The 11,189-nt window shown below is 66.8% G+C and carries 7 protein-coding genes and 4 pseudogenes; 6 read left to right on the forward strand and 5 right to left on the reverse strand.

Features of this window, described 5'->3' with window-relative positions:
* Positions 1-380: 380 nt before the first annotated feature.
* Both ACWCPM_RS06035 and ACWCPM_RS06040 read left to right on the forward strand, forming a co-directional pair.
* Complete coding sequence (locus ACWCPM_RS06035; RefSeq protein ID WP_450974909.1) at positions 381-1,379, forward strand: hypothetical protein; 999 nt, start codon at positions 381-383, stop codon at positions 1,377-1,379.
* Complete coding sequence (locus ACWCPM_RS06040) at positions 1,376-1,939, forward strand: N-acetyltransferase family protein (protein ID WP_450974910.1); 564 nt, start codon at positions 1,376-1,378, stop codon at positions 1,937-1,939. Before ACWCPM_RS06035 ends, ACWCPM_RS06040 begins: the two co-directional genes overlap by 4 nt.
* 38 nt (positions 1,940-1,977) lie before the next feature.
* Here the strand turns inward: ACWCPM_RS06040 and ACWCPM_RS06045 are convergent, their stop codons facing one another.
* Positions 1,978-2,802: an IS5 family transposase gene (locus ACWCPM_RS06045; RefSeq protein ID WP_450974911.1), complete on the reverse strand. Its 825-nt coding sequence runs from the start codon at positions 2,800-2,802 to the stop codon at positions 1,978-1,980.
* A gap of 604 nt (positions 2,803-3,406) precedes the next feature.
* On the opposite strand from ACWCPM_RS06045, the gene ACWCPM_RS06050 reads away from it, so the two are divergent.
* Positions 3,407-4,105, forward strand: coding sequence for a hypothetical protein (locus ACWCPM_RS06050; RefSeq protein ID WP_450974912.1), 699 nt, complete (start codon positions 3,407-3,409; stop codon positions 4,103-4,105).
* Positions 4,106-4,128: 23 nt separating this feature from the next.
* On the opposite strand, the pseudogene ACWCPM_RS06055 reads toward ACWCPM_RS06050, so the two are convergent.
* Both ACWCPM_RS06055 and ACWCPM_RS06060 read right to left on the reverse strand, forming a co-directional pair.
* Positions 4,129-4,590 (reverse strand): annotated as a pseudogene (locus ACWCPM_RS06055) (transposase); the annotation flags it as partial.
* Positions 4,577-4,813, reverse strand: a pseudogene (locus tag ACWCPM_RS06060) (IS256 family transposase); the annotation flags it as partial. The pseudogenes ACWCPM_RS06055 and ACWCPM_RS06060, both read right to left, overlap by 14 nt.
* A 94-nt stretch (positions 4,814-4,907) precedes the next feature.
* On the opposite strand from ACWCPM_RS06060, the pseudogene ACWCPM_RS06065 reads away from it, so the two are divergent.
* Positions 4,908-6,439: pseudogene (locus tag ACWCPM_RS06065) on the forward strand (ISL3 family transposase).
* Between the two features lie 195 nt (positions 6,440-6,634).
* Here ACWCPM_RS06065 and ACWCPM_RS06070 read toward each other — a convergent pair.
* Both ACWCPM_RS06070 and ACWCPM_RS06075 read right to left on the reverse strand, forming a co-directional pair.
* Positions 6,635-7,138: a hypothetical protein gene (locus ACWCPM_RS06070; RefSeq protein ID WP_450974913.1), complete on the reverse strand. Its 504-nt coding sequence runs from the start codon at positions 7,136-7,138 to the stop codon at positions 6,635-6,637.
* 29 nt (positions 7,139-7,167) lie between these two features.
* Positions 7,168-8,463, reverse strand: a complete 1,296-nt coding sequence (locus ACWCPM_RS06075; RefSeq protein WP_450974914.1) for a NucA/NucB deoxyribonuclease domain-containing protein — start codon at positions 8,461-8,463, stop codon at positions 7,168-7,170.
* Between the two features lie 883 nt (positions 8,464-9,346).
* Here ACWCPM_RS06075 and ACWCPM_RS06080 point away from each other — a divergent pair.
* Together ACWCPM_RS06080 and ACWCPM_RS06085 are read left to right on the forward strand one after the other, a co-directional pair.
* Positions 9,347-9,854: pseudogene (locus ACWCPM_RS06080) on the forward strand (group II intron reverse transcriptase/maturase); the annotation flags it as partial.
* A 154-nt stretch (positions 9,855-10,008) separates the two neighbouring features.
* A partial coding sequence (locus tag ACWCPM_RS06085; RefSeq protein ID WP_450974922.1) for an ISL3 family transposase occupies positions 10,009-11,189 on the forward strand: 1,181 nt, incomplete at its 3' end.

The following is an 11,189-nucleotide window of genomic DNA, read 5'->3' on the forward strand; positions in this document are numbered from 1 at the left end:
GAGCGGACATTCCACGCCCTCTGAACCGCTACGGTCGGTAGACAGGCGCACACCGGAGGTACGTCATGGCCGACGAGATGACCCTCTTTGAACGGGCTTGTATCGCGCAGGGCCTGGACACCCCGACCAAATTCCTCCGCGCTTTCGAGGGAACCGCCGCGTTACTCGGCGAGCCCGCCACGGTGACACCGCGTCATGTCCGGCGTTGGTGGCGGCAGGTACCACCGCCTACACCACGCGCACGCGCCTGGCGCATCCTCCACACGCTGTTGGGCGTAGACCCCCTGGAGCTGGGTTTCACCAACCCGCCGCCTGGTGCGACCGTGGGGAGTGCACCACTCCTCGCACAGGAAGGCACCAGCGTGGAACGACGGGCGTTCATGCTTGACTCGATCGGCGCCGCCGCCTCGGCCGGTCTCCCCGCCCACCATGCCCGGACCACTCCCTCCGGCAATCTGGGCGCCGTCGGCACCGCCCACCTGGTGGAACTCCGCGAAGGCCTCCGCTCCCTGTACCACCTCGACAATGCCTACGGCGGCGGCGACGTCCGCAGCCTCGCCGTCCGCCACCTGCGCCGCGTCCGCCGCGTCATCAACACGGCAAAGTACCCGGAGACCATCGGCAGGCAACTGCAACTCCTCGTCGGCGAGACCGCCGAGCACTGCGCTTGGCTCTACTACGACGCCGACGACCAGGGCCAGGCACGCGCCTACTGGGGCGAGGCACTGACCACGGCAACCCTGCTCCGGGACAGCTCCCTGGAAATCCTCGTGCTCGCCGGCCTGAGCATGCAGGCGAGCTACGAAGGTCGTCCGCGCGACGGGTACGACCTCGCCCGCGCCGCGCAGCAACGCGCCACCCGCTTCGGATCACCCGTCCTGCAGTCCCTGCTCGCCACACGCGAGGCCCGGGCCCTGTCCCTCATGCAGGACAAGACCGCCGCCAGCCGCTGCCTCGTGGACGCACTGCGCCTGGTCGAGGGCCCCGGACGAGGACGGCCTGCCCCAGAATGGGCGGCCTTCCACAGCGCCGCAGAACTGGACTACGCACAAGGGCTGTTCTTCTACGACAGCGGCCACCACGGCCGCGCCGTCTCCTTCCTGCGCGCCGCCCTCGACCACCAGGACCGCACCTACGGCCGCAACCGCGCCCTGTACCGACTCACCCTCGCCCGCAGCCTCATCAAGGCCGGGGAAGCCGACGAGGGAGCCGCCAACGCCGTGGAGAGCCTCGCCCACCTGGAGGAGGTAGAGTCCGGCCGCGTAATCCGCCGCCTCACCGAGGTCGTCACCCTCCTGGACAACACCGACGCCACGGCCACCCAGGACGCCGCCCAGGAACTGCGCGAGTACGTACACGAACGGGGGGCCGCCGCATGACCGGGATCACCTACACGCGCCACGAAGGCCAGGAAGCCGCCCGCCACCTGGACGCATTCCTCGCCGCCTACGAAGAGGTCTACGCCGAGCCGCCCTACAACGAGGGACCGCGCGATGTGGCCGAGTTCATCGACCACTACCAAGTACACACCCAGCGTCCCGGCATGCGCCTCATCCTCGCCACCGAGGGCTCGAACGTGGTCGGGTTCTCCTACGGCTACTACCTCGCCCCAAAATCCCGCTGGTGGAAGAACCTCCAGGACGTCACGCTGCCGGACACCGAAACCTGGGAGGACGGCCGGCGGACTTTCGTAATCCTCGAATTGGCCGTCCGCAAGGCCTGGCGCCGCCGGGGCATCGCTGAAACTCTGCACACCCAACTGTTGGACGGCATCAGCGCGCAGCGGGCAACACTCACGGTGCGCCCGGAACCAGAAGCCGCGCCTGCCCGGGCCGCATACGTCACCTGGGGATACCGCCCGGTCGGCATCTCACACCCATGGGAAGGCGCGCCCCTGTATCAGTGCATGCTGCGAGAGATGGACCCGCGACCGGCTTAGTGAGCGTTTGATTCTTGCTTGTCTGTTTTGTTTGGGGCTTAGCTGTCGCGCCAGTTGGGGGTGGCTTCGTGTGTGAGGCGGCGGGTCATGAGGTTGATGGCGGCGAGCTGGATCATGGCGGCTGATCGGTGGGGGTGGGTTTCGTAGTCGCGGGCCAGGCGGCGGTGGTGCATGAGCCAGCCGAGGGTGCGTTCGATGACCCAGCGGCGGGGTTGGACGTGGAAGCCGCGGGTGGTGGGGTCGCGTTGGACGATCTCGAGGTTGATGCCGAGGCGGGCGGCGTGTTCGACGGCTTGGGTTTTGTAGCCGTTGTCGGCCCAGGCTTTGCTGATGGTCGGGTGACGTGCGGCGATGCTGGCGAGAAGGTGGGTGCCGGCGGCGGAGTCGTGGACGCTGGCGGCGGTGACGGCGACGGCCAGGAGGAGGCCGAGGGTGTCGGTGGCGATGTGCCGCTTGCGTCCGATGATTTTCTTGGCCGGGTCGATGCCTTGGCTGGTCAGGTGGACGGTGGCGGAGGTTTTGATGCTCTGGCTGTCGATCAGGCAGGCGGTGGGCTCGCTGGTGCGGCCTTCGGCCTGGCGGACTTTGCCGCGGAGCAGGCCGGTGAGCTGGTCGAAGATGCCGTCGGCTTCCCAGTGGGCGAAGTAGCCGTAGACGGTCTGGTGGGGCGGGAAGTCGTGGGGCAGGTAGCGCCAGGGGATGCCGGTGCGGTCGACGTAGAGGATGGCGTTCATCAGGGCGCGCAGGTCGTGGGTGGGTTTGCGGATGCCGTTGCGGGCTTGGCGCCAGGCTTCGAGGGTGGGGCGGATGAGTTCCCAGCGGGCGTCGGACAGGTCGCTGGGGTAGGGCCGTGAGGACTGCATGGTGCCTGCGTATGCGGTGGCAGTCGGCCTTGGCAGGGCGTGTGCGGAGGTGTCGGGTGCACCGGGGGGTGTGTTCTCAACTCGGTGTGAACCGGTAGGTCTCTAAACGAGACAGGAGCTCTTGGAAGGAAACCGGCGTATTACGGCTCTGCCGAGTGTCACGGAAGCCGCGTTTCCGGCGAATCGCTTCGCTGAGTGCTCGATCTGGTCCCTGCAATTCACCATGGACCATCCAATAACAGAATCAAACGCTCACTTAAAACGCTCACTACTGACTTCGGCTCGTTAGGGTGAACTTCTTGAAGTCCCTGTACGGAGGCCATGATGGCGTTATTTGAATCTTTCACGAATCGCCATCAGCCAGGCAGCCGAGCTGCTTGAGCAGAAGATCAGGCCGTCTGAAGCTTCCCCTTGATCGTGGACACCTGGAGACTGGGACGCGACCGTCGTGCAACCGAGCGGTGCTCGCGAGTGTCCTACAGGCGTGACAACGACGCCTTCGCTGCCCTCACTCGTACTGCGTGGCCGCAATGCCACAGCCCGCTTCGAAGAGGGCTCGGATCATGTGCAGTGGGAACAGGACGGACGTACGGTCCGGATCCCGTTGCAGGCCATCGAGGAAGTCCGCGGCCTGAACCACACGGTCGAAGCCGTCCTGACTACGGCACGGGCCGGCCATCCTGCTGCCGTGTACGCGGTGCACGACGCCAGCGCCGCCGCAGTGTCCGCGTTCAGCGCCGCCGTGCGTGCCCACCTGCCCGAACGCGCCCCAGGGGATCCGCGTCCCGAGGGCGAGGACCTGGTCACCATCACCTCCACACGAAGCCACCGGCGACCATCGCGACGGGTCCTCTCCATTTCAGCGGTGATCACGGTCTTCGCAGTGATCGATGTGACGGTAGGGGTACTCGGCGAGTCAGGATTCGCCGTCTTCCTGCCGTTCGTGCAGCTCTTTACCGCCGTGGGGATGTTCTTGGTGGCTGTCATGGGGCGGGGCCTGTACGACGGCCGACGGCTGCCCAAACACGGCATCACGGTGCTGGCCGAACTCGACCATTACACCAACAACGCAAAGGTGTACCGGTACTCAGACCTCAACGGCGAACTGCACTACTACCGGGAAGCGGCGGGAGGACAGCAACTGGAGCTCAGCTACGACCCGCGCAACCCCAGCCGCGCCGCCGCCCGCCTGTCCCTCTACATGCAGATCATGATGGCTCTGATGACTCTCGTCGGCCTCGGGCTGGCCTGTGGAGGACTCGGAGTCACGTTCCACGAACTTGTCGTCGCGCTGCGGGGATAACACCTCACCTCTACTGCGGCTTGTCAAGGTGAGGCTGGATCGCCGAGGGGCAGGCCGGTCCCGGCTATGAAGCCGTCGAGAGTGTGGGGCCGGTACTGGAGGCGTTTGAGTCTGTTGCGGACCAAGGCTTCGAGCCGGTCGATGGCGACCACCGCGAGGTTGGCCAGGGTGCGTTTGACGTGCGCCCATACCCACTCCACGGGGTTGAGGTCGGGCGCGTAGGCGGGCAGCAGGAACACCGTCAGCCACTCACGCTGGGCGATCAACTGGCGCATGGCGTGGGAGACGTGGGTGTTCAGGCGGTCCCAGACCAGCACGATCGGTGTCTTGACGAGGTGGTGGGCGCCGTCGATCAGCATGATGAAGTCGCGCTCGCTCATACTGCGGCGCTTGCCTTTGCCTGCGGGGTGGGTGCGCAGGCGGTGGCACAGCCGGGTGCGGGAGCCGGGCCGCATGGCAATCAGTCCGGCCACCGACAGGCGTCCCGGGCTTGTCATAGCCGAGGTGGTCGGTGATCTCGCCCTCGAGGGCGGATTCCAGGAGCCGCTTGGTCAGCTGTTGCAGCAGCCCGCCCTCGCCGGTCAGCTGCAGGCCCTCGGCCTGGGCGCGACCGACCAACTCGTCGATGAGCTGGTCGTCCACCACCTTCGCCGACTGCGGCTCAGTGGCCTTTACGGACTCGGCCTCGGTCACGTTGTCGCTGGTCATCGATGCATTTTCCTTGATCAGGAGTTACACCGATCGTTTGGCTCTGGCCCGTAGTCGGTGGTGACGCCGGGTAGCTAGCGATCATGATCTTGTGATGGATATCAACTCCCTTATGGCGACGGTGTTTTCCGGCTTGTCGGTACTGGTCGTCGAGGACGTGGCGGACAGTGGCGGCGCGGTGGTGGTCACGGCCCGCACCCGGGAGGACGCGGTGCCGTGTCCGGTGTGCGGGACGCCGACGGCGAAGGTGCACGGGTACCACGGCCGGACCGTGGCGGACGTGCCGGTCGACGCCCGTCAGGTCGTCGTGCGCCTGCGCGTACGACGGCTGGTCTGCCCTGTCCTGGGATGTGGGCGGCAGACCTTCCGCGAGCAGATCCCCGGGCTGCTGGAGCGTCATCAGCGCCGCACGGTGCGGCTTTCGTGGCAGATATCCCAGGTGGCGCGGGAGCTGTGCGGCCGGGCGGCCGCACGCCTGGCCGGCATGCTGGCCGTCCCCGTCTCCCGCAGTACCGCGCTGCGCCATCTGCGGCGCTTGCCGCTGCCGCAGCGGGTGGTCCCGCGGGTGATCGGCGTGGACGATTTCGCCCTGCGCCGCCGCCACCGCTACGCCACGATCATCACCGACGCCGAGACCGGCAGGCGTGTCGCGGTGCTGCCCGACCGCGAGGCCGCGACGCTGGAGTCCTGGCTGCGTGAAACCCAGAGATCGAGGTCGTGTGCCGGGACGGCTCGGCCACCTATGCCGAAGCCATCCGCCGTGCTCTGCCCGACGCGGTGCAGGTCAGCGACCGATGGCACCTCTGGCGGAATTTCTGTGACAAGGTCCAGCTCAAGGTCCGTGCCCACGCCGGCTGCTGGGCCACCATCAACCCGCCCCGCCCCGGAGGAGTACGCGAGCAGACCACCCGCGAACGCTGGAACAAGGTCCACGATCTGCTCGGCCAGGGTGTCGGCCTGCTCGACTGCTCCCGCCGCCTGGCCCTGTCCCTGAACACCGTCAAACGCTACGCCCGCATACCCGAACCCCAGGCCCTGCGCATCGCCCCCACCTACCGGCCCACCCTCGTCGACCCCTACCGCGACCACCTCCGCGAACGGCGCCGGGCCGACCCCGCAGTGCCCGTCACTCACCTCCTGCGGGAGATCCGAGAACTGGGCTACACCGGCAGCGCCAACCTGCTGGTCCGCTACCTCAACCAAGGCCGCGCCGAAGGCGACCGCCCCGTCACCACCCCGCGCCACGCCAGCCGTCTCCTACTCACCGACCCCGAGAATCTGCGCCCGAAGGAAACGACCCTGCTGGAGAAGATCGCCGCGGCCTGCCCAGAGATGACCGCGCTCACCGACCTCGTACGCGGCTTCGCCGTCCTGCTGAAGCCGGCCGAGGGCAACGACGTCAAACTCACCGACTGGATCACCACCGCCCGCGCCGTCGACCTGCCCCACCTGCGCAGTCTCACCAACGGCCTCGTAATCGACCGGGCCGCCGTCAACGCCGGCCTCACCTTGCCCTACCACAACGGCCGCACCGAGGGCGTCAACACCCGCACCAAGAGGATCATGAGACAGATGCACGGACGCGCCGGATTCGACCTTCTCCGGCACCGCATCCTCCTGCCCTGACAGACACCCGGCGTCACCACCGACTACGGGCCAGAGCCGATCGTTTTACAGTCCCCCTCGGCATCGGCGTCCAGGCCGTGAGGACGCCCGCACTGGGGGCGTCGTCCACGCTCAAACGGTCAGCTCTTGATGGAGTGCCTGCCGTATGGGCATCTGCCCGCCCACGCGTGGTGGACGGGCAGATTGGGGAACTTCTCAGTGCGCGCGTACTGACGCGCCGTAGCCGTCACTCTGGCGGAGCACCGTCACCGCTGCGGCGGGTGCCGGCCACGCCTGGATGAGGTACCACTCGGTAACCTCATCGGGAGCAAGGTCGATTGCGGTGTCCCGGCCACGGGCGTGAATACGCAGCCGGTAGTTGCCGGGGCCGGTGAAGGACAGGACGGGGAGTTCTTCGTCCAGGTCGTCCATCAGGCCGCGGACCATGAGATCGCCCGACGCGGAGTGTACTGAGATCTCCACGATCTCCTGCCAGTCTCCGTTGTCCGGCGCCGGTTCGGCCTCGTAGTGCGTGATGCTGACGTGCACGTCGCCGGTGTGGATGCCGGTGAGGACGACGGTGATGCCGTCGGTGACCTGTACGAGTCCGTTGTGCTTATGGCCCAGGTCGGGGCCGGTGGGCCCGTTCTCGTCGCTTATGTTGAACTGGTGGTACTGGACCGGGACAGGTCCGCTACCCCGTTCGACCTCATCGCTCATGCCGCATTCCCCTGCCTGACGGTGTGTCCCTACTTGATCTGCATCAGGAACCGGTCTTTCTCGATAATGCGGCTATACAAGTAGAAACGGCCCAGGGCCTGGCCGCCGTCCCTGTTCTGTGTCGCGTCAATCATGCGCCGACTGTAGCTGCCGCCGGTCTTGGCGCCCTGCCAGGTCGAGGCGAAGGGATACTCGTCGCACTGCTTGCCCGGCGGCCGCGTCAGGCTGGAAGGGCACGACGTGTCCCGGTTCTCCTTGATCTTGGCTTTGTCCGTCAGTCGGGTGAGGTAACGCGTGGTGCCGTACTTGCCGGGCAGATTCTGGGTATTCTGCGCGTCCTCGATGTGCTTGGCCAGCTCCGGATAGTCACCGGCCTTCGCGTAGACCATCACCGGGATATACGGCATCACGCAGCCAGGCTTAGAAGTGCCGGGGAGTGCGTTGTCGCACCGGATGGGAGGCGTCGGTAGGGATATCTCGTTGCTCGGGGTGGCTCCGGCCTTGGTGAAAACCCAGGCCGCCGAAGCCTGACCCTCCCCCTTCTTTCCCTTGGGTGAGGTCTTGATAGTGGTTTGCAGGAAGAACTGTCCGACGGCGTCCTTGCTCTGGCTCATCGTCTGGGAAGGGAAGGTACTCTCGGTCACCTTGCACTTGCCCGAGCACTTCACCTTGCCGGACGCGCTCATGCCCTTGGCGGTCCCTGTGCTGGAGACCTCCATCAGTTCCACCTGATACGCCCAGTTCGGAACATCCCGTCCACTGTAGGCGTAGGCGCGCACCAGGTAGTTCAGGGTGCCGGTGACGGCGCCGGTACGCGGGTTGATGATGCTGGCCGTGGCAGAGAAGATGCCGCACGCCTTGAACCGGTTTACGTACCACTTGCCGCTCACTCCGTGGTCATCGCACCACTTCGGGGTGGGCCAGGCGGCAGCAGAGGCGCGCGGCTGGGCCGTACTTGGCGTGCTGTCCCATGTCGCACAAGTAATCGGTTCTTCGCTGCCGTCCCGCATGGCGATCAGAAGCTGCGCCCGGCACGCAATGGTGGGGCTCTGATCTCCCGCCAGTGGGTCGGGATTCTCGAGGCCTTCCTCCTCGGGTCCTTCGTCTCCCGGACTGGTTCCCATGTCGAACGGGGCCCCGTCTTCCGTCTCCGGCACCGGCTGGGAGATCTCGTCGTCAAGCTCCTGCGACGAGTCGTCCAGGTCTTCCGGCCGCGGTATGTCATCCCCCTCAGCCTCATCAGCGAACCGTGCAGGCATGGCACGTGCGGCCGTTGTTTCGGACGCATGAGCAGTAGTCAGGCAACTGCCCAACAGTCCCAGCATCACAACTCCTGTGGCCAGCAGTCTTCTCAAGCGCAAGTTGAGTCCCCTGAATCGATCGGAACGACGTGGGCGCGTGGTCTGTCGTGCTCACGTCGAGTCGCTTTGATCAAATCACAGAAGATTCGCAACGCACTCGAAATCCAACGCGCATTTCCCGCCACTTTTCGAGCCGCAAGTGACAGACCATTAGCGGTAGTTCGTCAAATCCGGAAGGGCGGGTGAGGCCCGCAGGAGACGTCCGGCCGGTCGGCGAGGTCCTGGACGTTCGTGCCGTGCTTCGGGTGCTTGCCCGAGTGTGCGCCGTGAGGCGCTCGTTGTTCGAGTGGCGGTGAAAGGACGCCACCACTGTCCTGTCGCAGTAGGGCGGTTGGGGGCAGCCTGAACCGGGAGGTGCCGGGGAGGGCGGGAAGCAGCCCCGACAAAGCCGGGACGTGCCAGTACTGCCAGATGATGCGGGTCCGGCAAGCGAGACGGAGAGGAGTACGCGAGGAACCGGCGTCTACGCCTCCTTAAGGCACGCCAGCTCGAACCTGGTGGATGAGGGCTGGATGCGGTGCGTCCCTGCTGGATATTCGGCTGGCGGGGAACTTTCCGGGTGGTCTATTTCGGTCGCGCGGGGAGGCCACGGTGAAGTGCTGCGGGGTAGCCGTGGCGAGGCCGCGGGGGCATAGCCGGGCTCCTACTCCGACGATCGAACAACGAGCGAACACGGGAACCGTCCCGGTTCCGCCCTCCTGCCGCGCATCCAGTTCGGGCGGAGGGCTGGGTCCATCGTCGGCCGTTCGGACCGGGACGGGGCGGAGCCGCCGTAGTACTCCGAGCCGGGGAGAGCCCGGCACATGGGGAAGGGCGGCAGCGGTTTCGAGAAGGGAAGGAGGCTGCAATGCCGATAGACGCACCGCTGAACAGTGGTGCTCCCGAGGCCCCGTGGGGGTCTCACCAGCAGGTATCGGGGATGCAGACCAAGCTTCACCGTTGGGCGGCGGCTGACCCATGGCCGCAGGTTCGACGATCTGTTCAACCTCGTATGCGACCCGGCGACGCTGCTCGTGGCGTTCGAACGGGTCGCGGGCAACAAGGGAGCCCGGACCCCGGGCGTCGATGGCCCCACGGTCGTCAACGTCGAGCGGGAACTCGGTCTCCCGGGCTACCTGGAGGACCTGCAACTGCAACGCGCACTGAAGACGGGTGAGTTCCGCCCGCTGCCGGTGCGCGAACGCAAGATCCCCAAGCCCGGCGGAAGCGGGAAGGTGCGCAAGCTCGGCATCCCGACCGTCTCCGACCGGGTGGTCCAGGCAGCCCTCAAGCTGGTGCTGGAGCCAATCTTCGAGGCCGACTTCCTGCCGATCTCCTACGGTTTCCGGCCCATGCGGCGCGCGCACGACGCGATGATGGCGCTCGTTGAAAATGGCTCTGGCCGCAGTTCCGTGAATCCCCAGGTCAGCAGTAGGAACGCGGGATCGTTTCGGCAGCGTACTTCCTGCCGTGGCGAGCAAGACGGTTGAGGATGTGCTGTTTCCCGGGATCGATGTGCGGGTGGAGGGGATGAGCGACTCCTCCGGCATCCTGGTGGTCGAGGCGGTGTCGACGGCCCGTCCAGGCCGGTGCCCAAACTGTCGCAAGCAGGCCCGCCGCGTGCACAGCACCTATCAACACACCCTGAATGAGCGGCCGTTGGGCTCACGTCGAGTCATCGTCCGCCTGCGGGTGCGCCGGTACTTCAGCGACCGGAAGAGCTGTTCCCGTAAGACGTTCGTCGAGCAGGTGCCGGGTCTGTCCGCGCGCTACCGTCGGTCGAGTACCGGGCTGGTGGGCTGGCTGCGGTCGATCGCGATCGAGCTCGGCGGCCGTCCCGCCGCCCGGCTGTGCCGACGCCTGCGGCTGACCGCGAGCCGAACCCGGCTGCTCAGGCTGCTGACGGCGCCAGCGGTGTCGGACCGTGCCCCGCGGGTGCTGGGGGTGGACGAGTTTGCCTTCCGCCGCGGCTGCACCTACGGCACCGTGCTGGTCGACGTCGAGGCCGGCCGGGTCGTGGACGTACTGCCCGACCGCACCTCCGAGACGTTCGCGACCTGGCTCACCGATCATCCTGGAGCCGAGATCATTTGCCGGGACCGGGCCACCGCCTACACCAAGGCGGTCAAGGAAGCCGCCCCTCATGCCCTGGAAGTCGCTGATCGTTGGCACCTGTTGCAGAACCTGTCCGCCGCGGTGGAGAAGACCTGTCACCAGCACCGCGACTGCCTGCGCAAACATGCCGAGGAGGAGACGGCGACCGAGGCGCCGGAGCCACCCCCGATGCTGTTACCGCCCGCGGAACTGCCCCGCACCCAGATCATCGAACGCACCCGCCACCGCTACGAGGACATCCACCGCCTGCTGGAGAAACGCTGGACGATCAGCGCCATCGCCCGTCGGCTGAACCTCGGCCGCAAGACCGTGCGCCGCTTTCGTGACACCGACCTCCACGAGCTGCTGGCCTCCGCCCGCGACCGCCGGCCCAACGGCGTCCTGGAGCCCTTCAAGGCATCCATCAACGCTCGCTTCACCGAGGCGCAGGGCCAGGTCAGCAGCACCCGGCTGTTCCTGGAGATCCAGGCCCGCGGCTACCGCGGCAGCCGCCAGGTCGTCCGCAAACACCTCGCCGCCCTGCGCGCAGGCACCGCCGAACCGGTGCGGGCCGACATCCCCAGCCCCCGCAAGATCACCTCCTGGATCATGCGGCC

The organism is Streptomyces sp. NPDC002309, from assembly GCF_053593375.1.

Coding starts and splice junctions, on each gene's coding strand:
- ACWCPM_RS06045 (WP_450974911.1), bottom strand. CDS start 2,802: ATGCAGTCCTCACGGCCCTACCCCAGCGACCTGTCCGACGCCCGCTGG.
- ACWCPM_RS06070 (WP_450974913.1), bottom strand. CDS start 7,138: ATGAGCGATGAGGTCGAACGGGGTAGCGGACCTGTCCCGGTCCAGTAC.
- ACWCPM_RS06035 (WP_450974909.1), top strand. CDS start 381: ATGCTTGACTCGATCGGCGCCGCCGCCTCGGCCGGTCTCCCCGCCCAC.
- ACWCPM_RS06040 (WP_450974910.1), top strand. CDS start 1,376: ATGACCGGGATCACCTACACGCGCCACGAAGGCCAGGAAGCCGCCCGC.
- ACWCPM_RS06075 (WP_450974914.1), bottom strand. CDS start 8,463: ATGCTGGGACTGTTGGGCAGTTGCCTGACTACTGCTCATGCGTCCGAA.